This is a genomic window from Mitsuokella multacida DSM 20544, from assembly GCF_000155955.1.
In the GTDB taxonomy this organism is placed as follows: domain Bacteria; phylum Bacillota; class Negativicutes; order Selenomonadales; family Selenomonadaceae; genus Mitsuokella; species Mitsuokella multacida.
Genome location: NZ_GG697141.2, coordinates 1450040 through 1470793 on the forward strand (window position 1 = coordinate 1450040; position 20754 = coordinate 1470793).

The 20754-nt window shown below is 60.5% G+C and carries 14 protein-coding genes; 13 read left to right on the forward strand and 1 reads right to left on the reverse strand.

The genetic code is table 11. From position 1 onward, the window contains the following. The first annotated feature begins 34 nt into the window (after positions 1 to 34). The 7 genes from MITSMUL_RS06680 to pfkA all read left to right on the forward strand — a co-directional run bounded on the left by MITSMUL_RS06680 (position 35) and on the right by pfkA (position 9770). The gene (locus MITSMUL_RS06680; protein WP_005841146.1) at positions 35 to 2653 is read left to right on the forward strand and encodes a heavy metal translocating P-type ATPase; all 2619 of its coding nucleotides are present in this window, start codon (positions 35 to 37) and stop codon (positions 2651 to 2653) included. 124 nt (positions 2654 to 2777) lie between these two features. Further along, entirely contained in the window at positions 2778 to 5576 is a 2799-nt protein-coding gene (locus tag MITSMUL_RS06685; RefSeq protein ID WP_005841147.1) for a sigma-54-dependent transcriptional regulator, read from the forward strand. Between the two features lie 264 nt (positions 5577 to 5840). Beyond that, a complete protein-coding gene (locus tag MITSMUL_RS06690; RefSeq protein WP_005841149.1) occupies positions 5841 to 6278 on the forward strand; it encodes a PTS sugar transporter subunit IIA in 438 nt (145 codons plus the stop codon). Further along, positions 6278 to 6754 carry a mannose/fructose/sorbose PTS transporter subunit IIB gene (locus MITSMUL_RS06695; RefSeq protein WP_005841150.1) on the forward strand — a complete coding sequence of 159 codons (477 nt, stop codon included), beginning with the start codon at positions 6278 to 6280 and terminating at the stop codon, positions 6752 to 6754. Before MITSMUL_RS06690 ends, MITSMUL_RS06695 begins: the two co-directional genes overlap by 1 nt. Before the next feature lie 183 nt (positions 6755 to 6937). After that, complete coding sequence (locus MITSMUL_RS06700; protein ID WP_005841151.1) at positions 6938 to 7750, forward strand: PTS mannose/fructose/sorbose transporter subunit IIC; 813 nt, start codon at positions 6938 to 6940, stop codon at positions 7748 to 7750. A gap of 18 nt (positions 7751 to 7768) precedes the next feature. Further along, positions 7769 to 8593, forward strand: coding sequence for a PTS mannose transporter subunit IID (gene manZ, locus MITSMUL_RS06705; protein WP_211205219.1), 825 nt, complete (start codon positions 7769 to 7771; stop codon positions 8591 to 8593). A 211-nt stretch (positions 8594 to 8804) separates the two neighbouring features. Further along, a complete protein-coding gene (gene pfkA / locus MITSMUL_RS06710; RefSeq protein WP_005841154.1) occupies positions 8805 to 9770 on the forward strand; it encodes a 6-phosphofructokinase in 966 nt (321 codons plus the stop codon). Positions 9771 to 10331: 561 nt separating this feature from the next. On the opposite strand, the gene MITSMUL_RS06715 is transcribed toward pfkA, so the two are convergent. Further along, positions 10332 to 11591 carry a diaminopimelate decarboxylase family protein gene (locus MITSMUL_RS06715; protein ID WP_005841155.1) on the reverse strand — a complete coding sequence of 420 codons (1260 nt, stop codon included), beginning with the start codon at positions 11589 to 11591 and terminating at the stop codon, positions 10332 to 10334. 216 nt (positions 11592 to 11807) lie between these two features. Between MITSMUL_RS06715 and MITSMUL_RS13175 the strand changes: the two genes are divergently transcribed. The 6 genes from MITSMUL_RS13175 (at position 11808) to MITSMUL_RS06745 (ending at position 20709) form a co-directional block, all read left to right on the forward strand. After that, a complete protein-coding gene (locus MITSMUL_RS13175) occupies positions 11808 to 12176 on the forward strand; it encodes a YkvA family protein (RefSeq protein ID WP_005841156.1) in 369 nt (122 codons plus the stop codon). A gap of 33 nt (positions 12177 to 12209) precedes the next feature. Then, positions 12210 to 14675 (forward strand): DNA topoisomerase 3, encoded by a 2466-nt coding sequence (locus tag MITSMUL_RS06725; protein WP_005841157.1) that lies wholly within the window; start codon positions 12210 to 12212, stop codon positions 14673 to 14675. A gap of 25 nt (positions 14676 to 14700) precedes the next feature. Then, positions 14701 to 15957 (forward strand): DEAD/DEAH box helicase, encoded by a 1257-nt coding sequence (locus MITSMUL_RS06730; protein ID WP_005841158.1) that lies wholly within the window; start codon positions 14701 to 14703, stop codon positions 15955 to 15957. A 48-nt stretch (positions 15958 to 16005) separates the two neighbouring features. Beyond that, a complete protein-coding gene (locus MITSMUL_RS06735) occupies positions 16006 to 17343 on the forward strand; it encodes a hemolysin family protein (protein WP_005841161.1) in 1338 nt (445 codons plus the stop codon). Positions 17344 to 17430: 87 nt separating this feature from the next. Then, positions 17431 to 19353: an ABC-F family ATP-binding cassette domain-containing protein gene (locus tag MITSMUL_RS06740; RefSeq protein ID WP_005841162.1), complete on the forward strand. Its 1923-nt coding sequence runs from the start codon at positions 17431 to 17433 to the stop codon at positions 19351 to 19353. Positions 19354 to 19413: 60 nt separating this feature from the next. Next, entirely contained in the window at positions 19414 to 20709 is a 1296-nt protein-coding gene (locus tag MITSMUL_RS06745) for a hexokinase family protein (protein ID WP_005841164.1), read from the forward strand. The last annotated feature ends 45 nt before the right edge of the window (positions 20710 to 20754 follow it).

Sequence of the window (20754 nt, forward strand, 5' to 3'; positions counted from 1 at the left end):
TTCCCAATAGCCACCAAGGAGGCTGAAATCCAAGATGAAGAAAGAACAATTCACGATCACGGGCATGACATGCTCGGCCTGCTCGGCCCGTGTAGAGAAGGCTGTCGCGAAAGTCGACGGCACGAAAGACGTCAGCGTCAACCTGCTGACGAACAGCATGCAGCTCGAGTACGATGAGGCGAAGACGAATGTGCCCGCTATCATCAAGGCGGTCGTCGACGCCGGCTACGGCGCCTCGGTCAAGGGGCAGAAGGCAGCAGCACAGGCCGCCCCACAGGAGGACCCCGTCAAGAAGAGCATTGCGGAGATGAAGCACCGTCTCATCTGGTCCATCATCTTCCTGCTGCCGACGATGTACATCTCGATGCACGGCCTCTTTGAGCGGCTCTTCGGGCTGCCGGTGCCGGCTTTTATCAGCACGATCTTCGATGGGCCGGAGAACGCCATCACGTTCGCGTTCTCGCAGTTCCTGCTCGTGCTGCCGATCATGTACCTCAATCGCCGCTACTACATTGCGGGTTTCCGCAATCTCTTCCGCGGCGCGCCGAACATGGACAGCCTCGTCGGCATGGGCTCGATGGCAGCGGCGCTCTTCGGCGCCTTCGCGATCTTCCGCATGGGCTGGGGCTTCGGCCATGGCGACATGGCGCTCGTGCAGGAGTACAGCACGAACCTCTACTTCGAGTCGGCCGGCATGATCGTCACGCTGATCACCGTCGGCAAGTACCTCGAGGCGCGCGCAAAGGGACAGACGAGCAAGGCGCTCGAGAAGCTCATGGACCTCGCGCCGAAGCAGGCCTGTGTCGTGCGCGGCGGCGTGGAGCAGACCATCCCCGCGGAAGAACTTGTCGCGGGCGATGAGATCATCGTGCGCCCGGGCGAGCGCATCCCCGCAGATGGCACAGTGCTCTCCGGCACGACGAGCATCGACGAGTCGGCCATCACGGGTGAGCCGATCCCTGTGGAGAAGCATGCGGGCGACAAGGTCACCTCGGCCACGATCAACAAGCAGGGCTCCATCCACTTCCGCGCGGAGCGCGTCGGCGAGGACACGACGATCAGCCAGATCATCCGTCTCGTCGATGAGGCGAGTGCCTCGAAGGCGCCGATTGCGCGCACGGCCGACAAGATCGCGGGCATCTTCGTGCCGGCTGTCATCACGATTGCTGTCATCGCGGGCGGTATCTGGCTCGCGATGGGCGCGAGCGTCGAATTCGCGTTCTCGATCGCCATCTGCATCCTTGTCATCTCGTGTCCGTGCGCACTCGGACTCGCGACGCCGGTCGCCATCATGGTCGGCACGGGCAAGGGCGCGGAGAACGGCATCCTCATAAAGTCGGGCGAGGCCCTCGAGGTCGCGCAGTCCGTCGACACGGTCGTCATGGACAAGACCGGCACAATCACGGAGGGCCGTCCGGAAGTCACCGGCATCGTGACGGCAGACGGTGTCACGGAGCAGCAGCTCCTCGCAATTGCGGCCGGCCTCGAGCAGGGCAGCGAGCATCCGCTCGCGGAAGCCGTTATGGCGGCGGCCAAAGTGAAGGGCATCGCGCCCAGAGAGATGACGGAATTCCGCGCACTCTTCGGCCGCGGCGTCGAGGCGAAAGCGGACGGACATGCCTATGCGGCCGGCAATGCAAAGCTCATGGAGGAGAAGGGCGTCGACCTCAAGGATTACGAAGCCCAGCTCGCTGCTTTCTCTGATGACGGCTGCACGCCGCTGATCTTCGCGCAGGATGACCGCGTCATCGGCATCCTCGCTGCCGCCGATGTGGAGAAGGCGACGAGCCGTGAGGCTATCGCGCGCTTCCACGAGATGGGCATCGATGTCGTCATGCTGACGGGCGACAACGCGCGCACGGCTGAGGCTATCCGCCGCCGCATGGGCATCGAGAAGGTCATCGCCGGCGTGCTGCCGGAGAACAAGGCAGAGCACATCAAGGCGCTGCAGGCGGCAGGCCACCGCGTCGCGATGATCGGCGACGGCATCAACGATGCGCCGGCACTCGCGCAGGCCGACCTCGGCATCGCCATCGGCGCAGGCACAGATGTCGCCATCGAGAGCGCCGATGCCGTGCTCATGAAGAGCGACCTCCTCGACGCGGTCAGCGCCATCCGCCTCTCGAAGGCCGTGCTGAAAAACATCAAGGAGAACCTCTTCTGGGCGCTTATTTACAACGTCATCTGCATCCCACTCGCGGCAGGCATCCTCTATCCGGCCTTCGGCATCAAGCTCTCGCCGGTCATCGGCGCCGCGGCCATGAGCATGTCGAGCGTCTGCGTCGTCATGAACGCCCTGCGCCTGCGCTTCTTCAAGCCAGACCATGGCGCGAGCGCGAAAATTGAGGCAGGACAGACGGCAGCCGCCGTCTCTACTGATAGACATGAGGAAAAAGCTGCCATCCCGGTAGCCGAAACACAACCTGTACAGGAGAAAGAAGCGATAAGAATGGAAAAGACACTGAAGATCGAGGGCATGATGTGTGCCCACTGCCAGAAGCATGTTCACGATGCACTCGCCAAGATGGACGGCGTCACGGACGTCACCGTCGACCTCGAAGGCGGCAAGGCAGATGTCAAGGCAACCCACGACATCTCCGAGGCGGATTTCCGCAAGGTCATCGAAGAGGCCGGCTACGAGCTCGTAGGCTGAGTCAAAAGATATCGATTCCTGATTTCTAAAGGGCAGCGCAGATGCGCTGCTCTTTTTGCTTGCTGCGGCGGCGCCTGCTATAATAAAAAGTGTCTATCGTGTTGATGCATGGAGGGGAACCAGAATGAAACGAGGGGAACGCATCTACGCATACATCCAGCAGGGCTCGGAGGCCTGGCCGGGGGACCAGGTCACGGGGCGCATCGGGTTTGATGCGCAGCAGATCGCGGCGGCGTTGGATATCTTGCGCAATAATGTTTCGAAAGAGCTCAATGAACTGCACCGTCAGGGGAAGATCGTGAAGTTCTTGGGCCGTCCAGTCCTGTACTTCGACAAGGCTTGCCTGGAGTCGGCACTCGGCGTGGAGCTCGGTGAGGGGGCCTGCCAGTTTGACGACGTCGAGGCCATCAGCCAGTCGAAGGCGCCGGCGGAGCCGGAGAATCCCTTTGCGCGGCTCATCGGTGCGGATAGGAGCCTCAAGCGTCAGGTCGAGCAGGCCAAGGCGGCGATACTCTATCCGCCTGATGGTCTGCACACGCTGATCGTCGGCCAGACGGGCGTCGGCAAGACACTCTTTGCTCACATGATGTTCGAGTACGGCAAGACCATGCACCGCTTCGCGGAAGACGCGCCGTTCGTGACGTTCAACTGCGCGGATTACTACAACAATCCGCAACTCTTGATCTCGCATGTCTTCGGTTACGTCAAAGGCGCGTTCACAGGCGCTGAGCAATCAAAGGCGGGCCTCGTCGAGGAGGCAGACGGCGGCGTGCTCTTTCTCGATGAAATCCACCGCTTGCCACCTGAAGGTCAGGAGATGATCTTCTACTTCATGGATACGGGCACATTCAACCGTCTCGGCGAGACGCGGCGCAGCCGACAGGCCAAGGTCCTGATCATCGGGGCGACGACAGAAGATCCCGACTCGGTGCTGACGAAGACCTTTGTGCGGCGCATCCCGAACATCATGAAGATCCCGCCGCTCGCGGAGCGCAGTTCAGGCGAGAAGCTCGACATCATCAAGCTGATGTTCCAAGATGAGGCGCAGCGCGTCAAGAAGCCAATCCGCGTGGGCGTGGAGACAATAAAGGCGCTCGTCGGCAGCATCGGCAGCGGCAATGTCGGCCAGCTCAAGTCGAACATCAAATTGCTCTGCGCGCAGGCTTTCTTGAGTGGCATCGACAGCCCCGAGGGCATCGAGGTTGACTTCAAGATGCTGCCGCAGCAGATCCGCAATGGCCTCTTGACGCTCTCGGCCAACCGTCAGGCACTGGCCGAGGTCACGAAGGCTCTCGGCAGTGATTCGTGCATCATCGTGCCGCCGGGGCCCGAATTCCAACTGACGGATGCGGATAGTGGCGTGGAGCCTTTTAACCTCTACCAGGTCGTCGAGGCGAAGGTCGATCTCCTGAAGGGCGAGGGTATCAGCAGCGATCTCATCAAGCAGATCCTTGCGACGGACGTCAACATCTATGTGCGCAATCTCTACAACAAGAAGCACTCCGTCAACATGACGACGCGGGAGCGCCTGCTCAAGATCGTCGACGCCTCGCTCGTCGACTTTGCGGAGCATGTGGCGCTCTATGTGCAGAAGCGCATGAATTCGAGCTACCACGACCGCTTCCTCTATGCATTCAGCCTGCACCTCTCAGCCTTCCTCAAGCGGGTCAAGTCGAAGGATGTGCCGCATAAGGAACTCGAGGGCGCCGTGCCGCAGGACTCGCTCTGTCTCGAGGTGGCGCAGGAAATCGGCAGCCTTATCGAGAAGCACTACCACATCGAGGTGCCGCGCGTCGAGATTGAGTACATCGCCCTGTTGCTGGAGTCATCGCAGGAGGATGACCTCGATGACCGCGTCGTCATCGTCGTCGCGACGCACGGCCAGAGCACGGCGACTTCGATGGTCGAGGTCGCGCAGCGCCTGTTCGGCACGACGGATGTCAGCGTGCTGGCCGTCGACATGCCACTCGAGGTCCGGCCGCAGGCCGTGCTCGACAAGATGACGGCTATGCTGAAGTCCATGCACTGCCTCAAGGGCGTCCTGATTCTCGCGGATATGGGCTCGCTCTGCAATCTCGGTCCGAGCTTGGAGAAGAGCATCGAGGTTCCCGTCCGCACGATCGACATGGTCTCGACGCCGCTGATCCTCGAGGCCATGCGCAAGGCAGAACTCGCGGGCATGGACCTCGATGGGCTTTACGACTCCCTCGCGAGTTTCCACGGCTATGAGGCGCGTGATGTCACGAAGGATGAGGAGCTCGCGAAGGTGACAGACGACGGTCGCGTCGTCGTGACGATCTGCTCGACAGGACAGGGAACGGCGCTCAAGCTCAAGTCACTCGTCGAGGATATCCTGCGCGGTGCGGGTCAGTCCTTGCCGGTCATCCCTGTCGGCCTCGTCAAGCTTGAGGAGCGGCTGCAGGAGATTGCGGAGGGCCATCGCATCGTGGCGGCCGTCGGCGTCAAGAAGCCGGCGATGCGCATCCCCTTCATCCCGCTCGAGGCCATCATTGACGGGGCGGGCGAAGCGGCGCTCTTAGAGATCGTCACGGGCAGCCGCGGCACCGTTAGGCCCAGGCAAGGCAGCCGCGTCGTCCAGAACCTCTGCGCAGAGTCACTCCGAAAGTTCCTGACGTACCTCAATCCCGAGAAGGTCCTGCCGCTTTTGATGGAGTTTGACCAGCGACTCGAAGCGGGGCGCGCGGAGCCCTTGGCTAATCCCCTGCGCATCCGCCTGCTCGTCCACTGCGGCTGTGCGCTCGAGCGCTGCGTCATGCGCAAGCCGCTGCACTATGGCGGGAATCCTGCTGAGCTCGACCGCAGGAAGGTCCAGCAGCTGCAGAAGGCGGCGGAGCTCTTCTCGGAGAAACTCCACCTGACGCTGGCCACGGATGAGTACTATTTCATGGCCGAAATGATCTGATACACTGTTGCCTGATGTCGGGCACAGTGTATCTTTTTTGACGATAAAGTGCGATACAGTATCAAAACAATAGAAAAATAGAGAAATAGAGTATTGTTTTTGAGTGATATAGTATTGATTGAACTGAATTGAAAGCAAAGACTTACGGAACCCCCTTCTGCGTGCACCTGCACAAGATGGCACAGATTTTGATACACAAAGTTGGCACGCATCTTGCATTGTATTAAGGCAGAGGTAAGGGATTTATCAAAGGAGGTATAGCCAATGTTCGCTATCATAGTCGGTACGCATGGCCTTTTCGCGAAGGAACTCGTGCGCTCGTGTGAGATGATCTGCGGAGAGCAGAAGAACGTCCGCGCGGTGACGCTCGTTCCGGGCGAGGGGCCGGACGATGTCGTCAAAAAGTATGAGGAAGCCATCAAAGAGCTCGACTGCTCGGGCGGTGTGCTCTTCCTCAACGACCTCTTTGGCGGCAGCCCGTACAACGCAGCCTGCCGTCTCGTCATCGCGAATGAGGCGTACGGCATCGTGACGGGCGTCAACCTGCCGATGCTCATCGAGATGTGCAGCGCACAGATGATGGACGAGGGCCTGAGCATCCAGGAACTCATGGAAAAGGCGGCAGAGGCTGGCAAGAGCGGCATGCAGTTCTTCCACGCCAGCCAGATTGCCGATGATGATGAAGAGGAGGATGATCTGTAATGAAAATCGTATTAGCAAGAATCGATGACCGCCTGATTCACGGTCAGGTCGCCACAGTCTGGTCGAAGGCGACGAACTGCCAGCGCATCATCGTCTGCGACGATGAGGTCGCCAAGGACAAGATCCGCTCGACGCTGTTGAAGCAGGTCGCGCCGGCCGGCATCAAGAGCCATGTCGTCGACCTCGCAAAGGCCGTGCGCGTCTACAACAACCCGAAGTACGAGAACGACCGCTGCCTGCTGCTCTTCACGAATCCGTCGAGTGTCCTGTACCTCGTCGAGCACGGTGTGCCGATCAAGAGCGTCAACATCGGCGGCATGAGCTTCCACGAGGGCAAGCATCAGATCACGAGCGCTGTCTCGGTCGATGATACGGATATCGCCGCGTTCAAGAAGCTCAACGAGATGGGCATTGAGCTGGAGATCCGCAAAGTAGATACAGATAAGAAGCAGAATCTCATGGATGTCTTGAAATAACAGCAGTCCTCATCCGGGAATCGAGGGGGATTTCCCGGATGAGCCCATCCTCGCGACGACTTTTGCACATCGCACATCGCAAATTGAAAATCAGATTGAGAATCAGGTAAACAAGTAAATCGGGTAATCCATCAATCAACAAGAATCCAATAAGGATTCAACAAGAAATTGGAGGGGAACATCATGGAACTTAGCAGTCTGCAGATCCTTGCAATCTTCATTGTGTCTGCTGTTGCCGGCATGGGCTCCGTTCTCGATGAGCTTCAGACGCATCGTCCGCTCATCGCCTGCACGTTCACGGGACTCATCCTCGGCGATATCACGACCGGCATCATTATCGGTGGTACACTTGAAATGATCGCACTGGGATGGATGAACATCGGTGCTGCCATGGCACCAGATGCCGCCCTGGCATCCGTCATTTCGACCATCCTCGTCATCGCAGGCCATCAGACCATTGGCGCGGGCATCGCGATTGCCATGCCGCTCGCCGCAGCTGGCCAGGTGCTCACGATCCTCTGCCGTACGCTCACCGTCGTCTTCCAGCATCAGGCTGACCACTATGCTGAGAAGGGCGAGCTGCGCGGCATCGATATCTGCCATCTCGGCGCTCTGCTCATCCAGGCACTGCGCGTCGCTGTCCCGTCGACACTCGTTGCCATGTATATCGGCACGGGCGCAGTCGAGGCCATGCTCGCAGCCATCCCGCCGGTCATCACGGGCGGCCTTCAGGTTGCCGGCGGCTTCATCGTCGTCGTCGGTTATGCGATGGTCATCAACATGATGGGCGCGAAGTACCTCATGCCGTTCTTCTTCCTCGGCTTTGTCATCGCAGCGTTCACAACGTTCAACCTCGTTGCACTCGGTGTCATCGGCCTTGTCTGCGCCATCGTCTACATCCAGCTCAATCCGAAGTACGCTCAGCTCGCTGCAGCGCCGGCTTCGTCGGAGTCCTCTTCGGATGCGGATGACGACCTTGACGATGAACTGGATTGAGGAATGGAGGGAAATACGATGGAGAAGAAACTGACAAAGAGCGATTTTTTCTGGGCGTTCATCCGTTCGAACTTCCTGCAGGGCTCCTGGAACATGGAGCGCATGCAGGCACTGGGCTTTGCTTTCGGCATGGTGCCAATCCTCAAGCGCCTCTACACGGGTGAGGAGCTCAAGCAGGCCATGAAGCGTCACCTGGAATTCTACAACACGCAGCCGTTCGTCACCGCACCGATTATCGGCATCACGGCGGCCATGGAGGAGAAGAAGGCCAATGGTGCCGACATCCCCGATGGCGTCATCAACGGCATCAAGGTCGGCATGATGGGCCCGCTGGCCGGCGTTGGCGACCCGATCTTCTGGGGCACGCTGCGCCCGATTACCGCAGCCCTCGGCGCATCGTTCGCCATCTCCGGCAGCATCCTCGGCCCAATCATCTTCTTCGTGCTCTTCAACTTCGTCCGCCTCTGGGTGCGCTGGTACGGCATCAAGTACGGCTACGCCAAAGGCACGGACATCGTCCAGGATGTCGCTGGCAACCGCCTGCAGAAACTCACGGAAGGTGCCTCTATCCTCGGTCTCTTCGTCATGGGCGCCCTGGTCAACAAGTGGACGAGCGTCAACATCCCGGTCGTTGTCTCGCAGATCACGAACGCCAAGGGCGAAGTCGTCACGACGACGGTTCAGACCATCCTCGATCAGCTGATGCCTGGCCTGATCCCGTTGCTCATGACGTTCGCATGCATGGCTTTGATGAAGCGCAAGGTCAACGCGATCTGGATCATATTCGGCCTCTTCGCACTCGGCATTGTCTGCTATGCCCTCGGCATCATGAATGTCAAATAAAGTGCATTCTGTCTCATGGAACAAAATCCATGATCTGCAACGCCTTTTCCTCAAGGAGAAGGCGTTGTTTTGCATGAAACCCTTTACATTTTTAGATGAATTCCGTAAAATAAAGAAGGAAATGGAATCAGGCTATTTGATTATCCTGCTGCATGAAACGGTGGGATGATTGGGATAAGTATGGAATCGATGGAATAGGAGAGATGTTCCCATGATCAAAAAAGCGATTGCTGTAATGACATCTGGCGGCGACAGCCCGGGCATGAATGCTGCGGCACGTGCCGTTGTCCGTACGGCACTTTACGAGGGTGTAAAAGTCTATGGCATCAACAACGGCTACCAGGGCATGCTCGATGACGATATCGAGGAGCTCACGAGCCGCAGCGTCAGCGACCTCATCCAGCGCGGTGGCACGTTCCTCGGAACGGCTCGCTGCCCGGAGTTCAAGACGCCGGAAGGCCGTCGTAAGGGCTATGAAAACCTCGTGAAGCGTGGGATTGAAGGCCTCGTCATCATCGGCGGCGATGGCAGTCTGACAGGCGGCTCGCTGCTTTCGAAAGAGACGGGCCTGCCAATCGTCGGCCTGCCGGGCACGATCGACAACGATGTCTGGGGCATGGACTACACGATCGGCTGCGACACGGCAGCCAACACGATCGTCGATGCCATCAACAAGCTGCGCGATACGGCTTCGGCACATCGCCGCATCATGCTCGTCGAGGTCATGGGCCGCAACTCCGGCTGGCTGGCCATGATGTCCGGCATCGCGGGCGGCGCTGAGTTCGTCCTCGTCCCGGAGGTCAAGTTCAACATCGACACGATGTGCGAAGAGATCAAAGAGATGTATGACGCAGGCAAGCGCTACAGCATCATCGTCGTAGCGGAAGGCGCTGGCTCGGCCATCGAGATCGGCAAGGCCGTCGAGGAGAAGACGGGCATCGATACGCGCGTATCGGTCCTCGGCCACATCCAGCGCGGCGGTTCGCCGACGGTCGAAGACCGCATGAAGGCCTCGATGCTCGGCGAGAAGGCCGCTCTGGCCATCATCTCGGGCGCATCGGACGTCGTCTTCGGCTTCAACGAAGGCAAGGTCGTGGCGGTCAACCTCTTCGAGGCCGTCAACAACACGAAGACCCTGAACCCAGAGCTCGTACGCCTCGCACGCGTGCTGGCCTGATCGGAATCAGTAATTCAAGACAGAATAAAAGAGCTGCTACCCAAGCGAGTTGGGTAGCAGCTCTTTTTTGCCAATGGAGTTATATTCTTAGTATACGCACATCGTATCATTGAAGGCGGGGAGGCATGTATTTCGGCTTCGGCGCTCAGCTGAATGGACCCCATGGCCATATCCTCATGGAGGCTTCTTCGCCGCCTGCCACGGCGTTCTGACATCGCATGCTCTGCCTCGTTCTTCTTGGGGCCCATCCCTGCGGGCAATCGCTTCGCTTCTGCAGGCGAAACACATGCCTCCCCGCTGGCTGTCTGCAAACTTAGCGGGAAGCAGGCTCGTCTCGCACACGCAAAGAGGGGATGGCCGGGCAAAAGCGGAGCGTTTGACCTCCTGCGTCAAGAATCTATTTTTTCCCGACACATTTCCTGAGGAAAGAGCGTCGTTCAAGCGCAGCGCGTTTAGCTCTTTCTTCAGGCTGCATTAAAAGGGAAAAAATAGATTCAGCAGGTGGTCATCGCGCAGCGTTGCCCGGTCATCCCCGGCCTTGCTATTTACGATGTGCGTTCTTTACTTGATCACGCTGCCCGGATACTTGAGGGTGGCGAAGTAATCGTCGAGCGTCTCGGCGCGGCGGATGAGCTCGACGCTGCCGTCTTCGTGGAGCAGCAGTTCGGCGCACCAGAGCTTGCCGTTGTAGTTGAAGCCCATCGCGCTGCCATGTGCACCCGTGTCGTGAATGATGACGCGGTCGCCGATGTCGATCTTCGGCAGCTTGCGGTCGATGGCGAACTTATCGTTGTTCTCGCAGAGCGAGCCCGTGACGTCGTAGACGTGGTCGCACGGCTCGTTTTCCTTGCCTGCAATCGTGATGTGGTGGTAAGCGCCGTACATGGCCGGGCGCATGAGGTTGGCCATGCAGGAGTCGAGGCCGATGTAGTCCTTGTAGGTCTTCTTCTCGTGGATAGCCGTCGAGACGAGCCAGCCAGCCGGGCCCGTGATGGCGCGGCCGCTCTCCGTCATCATGGCGACATCGCCGAGACCTTCCGGCACCATCATCTCGTCGTAGAGCTTGTGGATGCCCTCGCCGACGGCTTCGAGGTCGACCGGCTCTTCCTCCGGGCGGTAGGGGATGCCGATGCCGCCGCCGATGTTGACGAATTCGACATGGATGCCGAGGCGGTTCTTGAGCTCGACGGCCAGTTCGAACATGAGCTTGGCTGTGAAGACGAAGGCCTCCGTGCGGCGCTCGTTCGAGGCGACCATCGTGTGCAGGCCAAAGCGCTTGACGCCCTTCTCCTTGGCCATCTTGTAGGCCTCGAAGAGCTGGTCGCGCGTCAGGCCGTACTTCGCTTCCGTCGGCTTGCCGATGATGTCATTGCCCTCGATGAGGTCGCCCGGGTTGTAGCGGAAGCAGATGATCTCCGGCAGGCCGGCGTTCTTCTCGAGGTAGTCGAGGTGGCTGATGTCATCGAGGTTGATGATGGCACCGAGCTCGATGGCCTTCTGGAACTCATCGGCCGGCGTGTCATTGGACGTCAGCAGGATTTCCGAGCCCTTGTAGCCCGAGACTTCCGAGAGTACGAGCTCGGCGAGGCTGCTGTTGTCCGTGCCAGCGCCTTCCTCGTGCAGGACCTGCAGGATGCGCGGGTTCGGCAATGCCTTGACGGCGAACTGCTCGCGGAAGCGCGGCGCCCAGGCGAACGCCTTCTGGAGCTTGCGGATGTTCTCGCGGATGGCGTGCTCGTCGTAGATGTGGAACGGAGTCGGGTACTTCTTGATGATTTCCTCAAGCTCGTCCTTGGAGAGCGGGAAGGTCTTCTTGCTCATATGTTGTCCTCCTGTAAAGATAAAACTACCAAAGAGAATTATTATCTGTAAAAATGTTAATTTATTATACCAAATGGGAATAGTGCTGTCAATTCCTATGTTATAACTGTATAAGAAGATCGTTCAACTTTGGCAAATTCAGGACCTTTCCAGACAGCACGACGCGTTGTGTGGTAGAATAAGGATATATTATTTCGAATCTAGGAGTTTATAGAAATGGGACGATTACTCGGCGTACTGCGCCTTTTCCGCCATGACATCCTCGTCATGCTGCTCTCGCTCAAGAGCCGCCAGACCCCGCGGAAGGTCAAGGGCATGATGCTCCTGGCCATCCTCTACCTCTTGAGCCCGATTGACCTCATTCCCGATGCCATCCCCGTGCTCGGCATGGTCGACGATGTCGTGATCGTGCCGGCAGCCATTGCCGCGCTCATGCGGCTGCTGCCGTACGGTGTGCGGTCGGACTGTGAGCGGCAGGCCGACTACATCCTCAAGCACGCCAAGCTCGCCGGTGTCCTTGTGACGCTCTTCCTGTTGGCCTGGGTCGGCGTCGTCGTCTGGGGCATCTACAAGCTCGTCTCGTGATGTTTTGATTCTTGAAAGGAGGCTGCAAGACTCTTGCGTCTGTATATTGCCGAGAAACCGAGTGTGGGGCGTGAGCTCGCCAAATGCCTGACGGGCCCCGTCACGCGGCGCGATGGCTACCTCGTGACGAAGGACGGCGTCGTGACCTGGCTCTTTGGCCACATCCTGCGCCAGGCGGAGCCAGAGGAGTATGACCCGAAGTACAAGCGCTGGCGCGCCGATGACCTGCCCATCATCCCCGAGCATTGGAAGCTCTTCGTCGATAAGGACTGCGAGAAGCAGTTCGCCATCGTCAAGTCTTTGATCGAGAAGGCCGACGAGATCGTGCACGGCGGCGACCCAGACCGCGAGGGACAGCTGCTCGTCGACGAGGTGCTCGACTACCTCGGGAACAAGAAGCCCGTGCGCCGCATTCTCTTGAATGCACTCGACGAGAAGAGCATCAAGAAGGCCAATGCGAGCCTGCGCGATAACCGTGATTTCTTCAACCTCAAGCAGTCGGCGCTCGCGCGTGCGCGGGCCGACTGGCTCATCGGCATGAACCTCTCGCGCGCCTATACCCTGGCTGCGCGGCGCGCCGGCCACGAGCGGCTCGTGCTGCCGATCGGCCGAGTCAAGACGCCGACGCTCTCGCTCGTCGTGCGCCGCGAGCGCGAGATCGAGCACTTCAAGCCCGTCACGTACTACCTGATCCGCGGCACTTTCCAGCATGAGAACGGCAGCTTCGAGGCGCAGTGGAAGCCCAAGGACACGATGGCCGGGCTCGACAGTGAGAACCGCCTGATCGACAAGAAGATCGCCGACGAGAAGCTCGCCTTCTTCGAGGAACTGCCGCACGATGCTGTCATCTCCGCCTATCAGAAGGCGAAGAAGCAGGAACCGCAGCCGCTGCCGTTCTCGCTCTCGACGCTGCAGGTGCTCGCGGGCAAGCGCTTCGGCTACGCGCCGCAGCTCGTCCTCGACACGGCGCAGAAGCTCTACGAGAAGAAGCTCACGACGTACCCGCGCTCGGACTGCGAATACCTACCGACAAACCAGCTCGGCGAGGCCGCAACGATCCTTTCGCACCTCGCGAAGGCTGGCGATGCGCAGGTTGCCGCGTGGGTGAAGGCGGCCAATCCCAAGCAGAAGAGCCGCGCCTGGAACGACAAGAAGATTTCGGCGCACCACGCGATCATCCCGACGACGGTGCAGGCCGACGTCACGAAGATGACGCAGGAGGAGCGCAATCTCTACCACCTCATCGCGCGCGCCTATCTCGCGCAGTTCTACCCCGTCCACACCTACGACCAGACGAAGGTCGAGGTACAGTATAAGGATGAGACGTTCACGGCCAGCGGCCGCACGGAGCGCGACCTCGGCTGGAAAGTCATGTACCAGTCGCAGAAGAAGAAACAGGAGTCGGACGAGGAAGATGATAAGGAAGACAAGGAGGAGAGCGCCAAGACACTGCCGGCCATGAAGAAGAAGGACGCCGTGGCATGGCAGCGCGGCCGCATGCTCGAGAAGATGACGAAGCCGCCGACGCGCTTCACGGCCTCGACACTGTTGGCCGGTATGAAGGAAATCCACAAGTACGTCAAGAATCCCGAGGCCAAGAAACAGCTCAAGGATGTCTACGGCATCGGCACCGAGGCGACCCGCGCGACGATCATCGACGACCTCATCCGCCGCAAGTTCATGAAGGCCGAGGGCAAGAAGAAGTACCTCGTGCCGACGCCCGCGGCCTACCTGCTCGTCGACGCGCTGCCAGACGAGCTCACGTACCCCGATTCGACGGCCATCTGGGAGGACAAGCTCCACTCGATGTCGGAGGGCGAGGGCAGCCTCGCAGACTTCCTGCAGGGCCAGATTGCCTTCACGCGCAAGCTCTGCGCGAAGGCGACGGACGTCCACATGGAGGTCAAGGGCGAGAACGTCTGCCCGCGCTGCCATCAGGGCGTGCTGACGAAGCGCAAGGGCAAGAACGGCGTCTTTTGGGGCTGTTCGAATTACCCGAAGTGCCGCATGACCTGCAACGACAAGGATGGCAAGCCGGACCTCGAGGACGCGAAAGCGCGCCTCGCGCGCAGGCCGTGCGCCGCGGCACCGGCGGCCGTCTCAGCCTCGGCGCTCGCCTGGCAGGCGCATCCGTCATCCGCTCAAGCAGCGGGAGGCTACAGCTCGGCGGAATCGGCCGACGACATCGCCGCGCTCAACGCGCTGTTCTCGCCTGCCGACTACGCGGCCCGCATGGAGGCCGACGCGAAGAGCTATGCAGCACAGCAGAAGAAGGCATCTTCCTCTTGGCAGTCCTGGGCCGACAAGCCCAAGTACTCGGCCAGCCCGATGGAACACATGGCGAAAGATGTGGCATCTTCCGATTACCTCTGCCCGCGCTGCCGCGAGGGCCATCTGCGCAGCATCTACGGCCGCAACGGCGTCTTCTGGGGCTGCTCGAATTACCCGCGGTGCACGGCCACGTTTGACGATGACCACGGCAAGCCACTCTTGAAGTGATGCCTGTTTGATATAAGGAGAAGATATGAAAACGTTCCGAGATTTAGGAGTCAGCGAGGCCCTCATCGAAGCCCTCGCCGACAAGAATATCAAAGCGCCGACGCCTATCCAGCAGCAGGCCATCCCGAAGATTCTCGCTGGCACGGATATCCTCGGCGTAGCGCCGACGGGCACGGGTAAGACGCTCGCCTACTTGCTGCCCATCCTCATGCAGCTCGACAAGGAGCGCCGCGAGGCGCAGGCCGTCGTGCTCGCGCCGACGTACGAGCTGGCGATGCAGATCACGGGCGAGGCGCGGGACCTGAGCCAGAAGGCAGGGCTTGGCATCCGCGTGCAGGGCCTCATCGGCGGGGCAAACATCGCGCGCCAGATTGACAAGCTCAAGGAAAAGCCGCAGCTCGTCGTCGGCTCGGCCGGCCGCATCCTCGAGCTCGCGCGCAAGGGCAAGCTCAAGCTGACAGGCGTCCGCTTCCTCGTGCTCGACGAGTTCGACCGCCTGCTCGATGACCAGAACGACATGACGACGGCCGATGTCGTCAAACTCCTGCCACAGGACCGCCAGGCGCTGATGTTCTCGGCGACGGATCCGAAGAAGGAGCGCGAGCGCGCCTCGTTCCTCGGCCATCCTGAGCGCATCGAGATTGAGCAGTCGGCTGAAGAGATCGCCGCCTGCCATCATTACTTCGTCACCGTGCCGTTCCGCGAGAAGATTGAGCGCGTGCGCAAGCTCACGCGCTCACTGCCAATCGAGCGCGGCCTCGTCTTCATCAACAGGACGTTCGCGGCGGAGCAGACGCTCGCGAAGCTCCGCTACGAGGGCATCCGCGCGGAGTCGCTGCTCGGCAAGGACGCCAAGCAGTCGCGCCAGTCGGCCATCGCCGCCATCAAGGGCGGCCGCGCGCAGCTGCTGCTGTCGACGGACCTCGCAGCGCGCGGGCTCGACATCCCTGCCGTCGACTACGTCATCAACCTCGACTTCCCGGAGAGCGCGCAGGTCTACCAGCACCGCGCCGGCCGCACGGCGCGCGCCGGCCATCAGGGTGCGGTCATCACGCTGATCGACTTCAAGGAGGCCGTCAAGCTCGAGCAGCTCGGCAAGAAGCTCGGCATCGAGTTCGAGCGCCTGCCGCGCGCCGCAGCGCCGTCTGCGCACCGGCCGGCAAAGCAGCGCGGACCGCGCTCAGCAAGACCAGCCAAGGCAGTTAAAGCAGCTAAGGCCGTCAAGCCAATCCGCGAGATCAAGGCGGACAAGTCCGCTAAGAGACCGCACAAGAAACAGTAAAGAAAACACATCCGTATTGTATTTTAGGATTTAGGAGGTTCCTCAGAGTTGGACATTGTGCCCATACTATTCCAGTTATTGCTCGTTTTCTTCCTCATCGCGATGAACGGCTTCTTTGTCGCGGCGGAGTTCGCCTGCGTCAAGATAAGGCCCTCGCGCCTTGAGACATTGATTCAGGAGGGCAGCCGCCAGGCCAAGTACGCCAAGCAGCTGACGGATCATCTCGACGCGTCGCTCTCGGTGACGCAGCTCGGCATCACGCTGGCTTCGCTCGGTCTCGGCTGGGTCGGTGAGCCGGCCGTCGCGACGCTGATCCTGCCGATCACGCATGCCGTCGGCCTCGACGACGTCGTCGGCCACACGATCTCGCTGGCGCTCGCCTTCTCCATCATCACAGGGATGCACATCGTGCTCGGCGAGCTGACGCCGAAGACGATGGCCATCCAGAACGTCGAGAAGATCATGCTCAATGTCGCGCTGCCCATGCTGATCTTCCACCGCGTCATGTACCCGTTCGTCTGGCTGCTCAACCATGTGGCCAACTGGGTGGCGCACCGCATGGGCTTCCACACGGCCTCAGAGGGCGATGACGCCCACACCGAGGAGGAAATCCGCCTGCTTATGGAAGAGAGCCATCGCCAGGGCCTCATCGACGACACGGAGGTCGACTTCGTCGACAACGTCTTCGACTTCACGGACCTCAACGTCCGCGAGATCATGACGCCGCGCACCGACATGGTCTGCCTCTACCTCGAGGACACGATGGAGGAGAACCTCCACACAATCCTCGAGGAGCAGCTCACGCGCTACCCGATCTGCCACGAGGACAAGGACCACATTGTCGGCTTCCTGCACGTCAAGGACCTCATGCGCATCATGGCGGAGGGGCGCAAGCCCAATTTGCGCCGCCTCGCGCGCAAGGCCCTGATCGTGCCGGAGAGCATGGACGTCAGCGTGCTGCTCAAGACGATGCAGAAGCAGCGCTCTCAGATGGCTATCGTCGTCGATGAGTACGGCGGCACGGCCGGCATGGTGACAATCGAGGACATCGTCGAGGAGATCGTCGGCGATATCCAGGATGAGTTCGATGAGGAGCGCCCGACGGCTGAGCGCCGCGGCAAGCGCATCTTCTCGGTCGATGCCAAGATGCTGCTCGAAGAACTGGAGGACATCCTCGAGATCGACATCGAGGATGAGGACGTCGACACCATCGGCGGCTGGCTCTACGACCAGATTGGCCAGACGCCGCGCGTCGGTCAGATGGCGGCTTCAGGCGGCAATCTGTTCTACGTCGAGGAAGTCGACGGCGTGCGCATCACGCGCGTGCTGATCCACTGTGCCGAAGACCTCGAGAAGGAGCACGATGAGATCGTCGACATGCCGTAAGAATCTCGTTTCATTTCCTGTACTAGGATTTTCAGGAGAAAAACAGTATAATAAAGACGTATTCGGATGGAACCAGGAAGATAATAGATGATCATTACACTCGAAAATTTCACGAAGAGCTACGGCGAGAAGCAGCTGTTCGCCGGGGTCAACCTAAGTATGGACGCGGGGGACAAGGTCGGTATCGTCGGTGTCAACGGCACGGGCAAGTCGACGTTCCTCAAGGCTATCGCGGGGCTCGTGCCCGTCGATGACGGCACGATGGTCACGATGCGCGGCCTGCGCATCGAGTACCTCGCGCAGGACAAGGTCTTCGACCCGGAGCACACGGTGCTCATGGAGGTCTTCCGCGGCATGACGTCCTTGATGGACGCCCTGCGCGGCTACGAGCTCGCGCTGGCCGATGCGGCCAAGGACCCGGAGAGCCCCGCCATCCAGAAGCGCATCATGCAGTACGCCGAGAAGATCGACGAGCTCGACGGCTGGCAGGTCGAGAGCACGGCCAAGACTGTGCTGCAGAAGCTTGGCATCGCGGACTACACGGCCAAGACCGGCACGCTCTCGGGCGGCCAGCAGAAGCGCCTGGCCCTCGCGACGGCTTTGATACAGCCGTGCGACCTCTTGCTCCTCGACGAGCCGACGAACCACCTCGACAGCGAGACAATCGCCTGGCTCGAGGAGTACCTCCGAGGCCAGAAGGGCGCCCTGCTGATGGTCACGCACGACCGCTACTTCCTCGACAACACGGCGACGAAGATCCTCGAGCTCGACAAGGGCAGTGCCTACACCTACACGGGCAACTACTCTTCGTTCCTCGAGCAGAAGGAAGCGCGCATCGAGCGCGAGGAGGCCAGCGAGCAGAAGCGCCAGAACTTCCTGCGCAACGAGCTCAAGTGGCTGCGCCGCGGCGCACAGGCTCGCTCGACGAAGCAGCGGGCCCGCATCGAGCGCTATGAAGAGGTCAAGAACAAGAAGGTCGACCTCGACCGCAGTACGGTCGAGATTGGTCTCGCGGGCAGTCGTCTCGGCCGGACGGTCATCGAGCCCAACCACGTGAATTACGAGGTCGGCGGCCGGACCATCGTCCGCGACTTTTCTTACACCGTCCTGCGCAACGACCGCGTGGCCATTCTCGGCCGCAACGGCACGGGCAAGTCGACGCTGCTCAACATCTTCGCGGGCCGGCTCAAGCCGACGAGCGGCACGGTGACGATCGGTCAGACCGTCAAGATCGGCTACTTCACGCAGCGCGCCGTCAGCATGGACGAGCGCCTGCGTGCCATCGAGTACATCCAGGAGGCCGCGCGCGCCATCACGCTCGCGGACGGTTCGCGCATCTCGGCCAAGGAGCTCATGGAACGCTTCCTGTTCCCGGGCGAGCTCCAGTGGACGCCGATCGCGCGGCTGTCGGGCGGCGAGAAGCGCCGGCTCTTCCTGTTGCGCATCCTCATGGAGGAACCGAACGTCCTGCTCTTAGACGAGCCGACGAACGACCTCGACCTCGAGACGATGTCGGTGCTCGAGTCGTTCATCGACGACTTCCGCGGCGCCATCCTCTTCGTTTCACACGACCGCTTCTTTGTCGACCGGCTGGCCGACAAGGTCTTCGTCTATCAGCCCGACGGCAGCCTGCGCCTCTACGCGGGCGGCTACTCCTACTACAAGGAGAAGGAGCGCGAGGAAGAGGAAGAAAAGGCAGAGAAGGCACAGAGTGCACCATCTGCTGCCAGCGAGAAGCGTGAGACAAAGAAGGCGCAGGAGCGCCCCGCACGCGAAGCCAAGCGCCGCCTGAGTTTCGGCGAGCAGAAGGAGTACGCGGAGATCGAGGGCGTCATCGCGAGCAAGGAGGGCGAGCTCAAAGTCGTCCGGCTCGAGATGCAGCAGAATGCGTCCGACTACACGCGGCTCGCAGAGCTCGGCCGCGAGGAGACGCGCCTCTCAGCGGAGCTCGACCACCTCATGGAGCGCTGGGCGTACCTGGAGGAGATCGCCGAGCAGCAGGACTCCTGAATCAACGTTCAAAACGCTAATCATTTATCTCTATTTCAAGATATAAAGGGGAAGGTAATCATGGCATTTGACAAGAACCAGTTTGCTGAGATCATCGAGGAATTCAAGGTTGACGGAACGCGCCTTCACGAAGTCGCGGCTGACTTCCGCTATGACCTGCGCAAGGGCCTCGAGAATCCGGACGAGTCGTCGCTGCGCATGCTCAAGTCGTACGTCGGCCTGCCGACGGGCGAAGAGACGGGCGAGTACCTCGCGCTCGACTTCGGCGGCACGAACGTCCGCGTCCTGCGCATCCGCCTCGATGGTCACGGCAAGTTCGAAGTCCTCAAGAAAGTCGCGAAGCCGCTGCGCGTCGAAGGCGTCTACGACTTCGTCGGCGAGGGCTCGACGGCAGAGCAGCAGTTCGACTTCATCGCAGAGCTCGTCGATGAGGCCATCGAGGGCGACCACACGACGAAGTACCTGCTCGGCCACACCTTCTCCTTCCCCTCGGAGCAGACGGACCTCTACAACGCGAAGCTCATCATCTGGACGAAGGAATTCGCCACGGCAGGCGTCGAGGGCAAGGTCGTCAACGACCTGCTCAAGGAAGCGCTGCATCGCCAGGGCATCGACAATGTCGAGCCGACGGCCGTCATCAACGACACGGTTGCCGTCCTGCTCGCCGCTGCCTACAAGCAGGCCGACACCTACATCGGCTCCATCTATGCGACGGGCCACAACACCTGCTACTTCGAGCCGTTCAAGGGCAAGGCTGAGCGCCCGATGATCCTCAACCTCGAGTCCGGCGGCTTCATGAAGCTCGCGCCGAATCGCTTTGACGCAGAGTTCGACGCACAGTCGGAGAAGCCGGGTGAGCAGCGCCTCGAGAAGATGGTCTCCGGCCGCTACATGGGTGAGCTCTTCGGCATGGCCATCGCTGAGTTGCTCGGCGAGAAGGGCAAGAAGTACGGCTTCACGAGCATCGACATGAGCAACATCATCCTCGATGAGACGGCTGGCCTCACGGAAGTCGGCCGCATCGTCAGCGCCAAGACGGGCCATGACCTCGAAGAGGTCGACCGCCAGCGCCTGCAGGAGCTCGCCTCGGCACTCGTCGTCCGCTCGGCACGCCTCGTCACGGCTACGTACGTCGGCATCATCTGGCAGCTGGCCGGCGACGACGCCATCAAGAAGCAGCACATCGCCATCGACGGATCGGTCTACGAGAAGATGCCGCTGGCGAAAGAGAACATCATGCGCGCCCTCTCCGAGCTGCTCGGCGAATCGGCATCGCTCGTCGACACCGTCCTCGAGAACGGCGGTTCGGGCCTCGGCGCTGCCATCGCTGCTGCCATGTCGCAGAAGCAGGCATAAAGCTGCCCTTCCATCTGCTTATCACACAATCCACTGCACCAGTCA

What these genes read in the sequence shown, in the direction of transcription:
- MITSMUL_RS06680 (WP_005841146.1), top strand. Translation starts at nt 35, where the DNA reads ATGAAGAAAGAACAATTCACGATCACGGGCATGACATGCTCGGCCTGC.
- MITSMUL_RS06685 (WP_005841147.1), top strand. Translation starts at nt 2,778, where the DNA reads ATGAAACGAGGGGAACGCATCTACGCATACATCCAGCAGGGCTCGGAG.
- MITSMUL_RS06690 (WP_005841149.1), top strand. Translation starts at nt 5,841, where the DNA reads ATGTTCGCTATCATAGTCGGTACGCATGGCCTTTTCGCGAAGGAACTC.
- MITSMUL_RS06695 (WP_005841150.1), top strand. Translation starts at nt 6,278, where the DNA reads ATGAAAATCGTATTAGCAAGAATCGATGACCGCCTGATTCACGGTCAG.
- MITSMUL_RS06700 (WP_005841151.1), top strand. Translation starts at nt 6,938, where the DNA reads ATGGAACTTAGCAGTCTGCAGATCCTTGCAATCTTCATTGTGTCTGCT.
- manZ (WP_211205219.1), top strand. Translation starts at nt 7,769, where the DNA reads ATGGAGAAGAAACTGACAAAGAGCGATTTTTTCTGGGCGTTCATCCGT.
- pfkA (WP_005841154.1), top strand. Translation starts at nt 8,805, where the DNA reads ATGATCAAAAAAGCGATTGCTGTAATGACATCTGGCGGCGACAGCCCG.
- MITSMUL_RS06715 (WP_005841155.1), bottom strand. Translation starts at nt 11,591, where the DNA reads ATGAGCAAGAAGACCTTCCCGCTCTCCAAGGACGAGCTTGAGGAAATC.
- MITSMUL_RS13175 (WP_005841156.1), top strand. Translation starts at nt 11,808, where the DNA reads ATGGGACGATTACTCGGCGTACTGCGCCTTTTCCGCCATGACATCCTC.
- MITSMUL_RS06730 (WP_005841158.1), top strand. Translation starts at nt 14,701, where the DNA reads ATGAAAACGTTCCGAGATTTAGGAGTCAGCGAGGCCCTCATCGAAGCC.
- MITSMUL_RS06740 (WP_005841162.1), top strand. Translation starts at nt 17,431, where the DNA reads ATGATCATTACACTCGAAAATTTCACGAAGAGCTACGGCGAGAAGCAG.
- MITSMUL_RS06745 (WP_005841164.1), top strand. Translation starts at nt 19,414, where the DNA reads ATGGCATTTGACAAGAACCAGTTTGCTGAGATCATCGAGGAATTCAAG.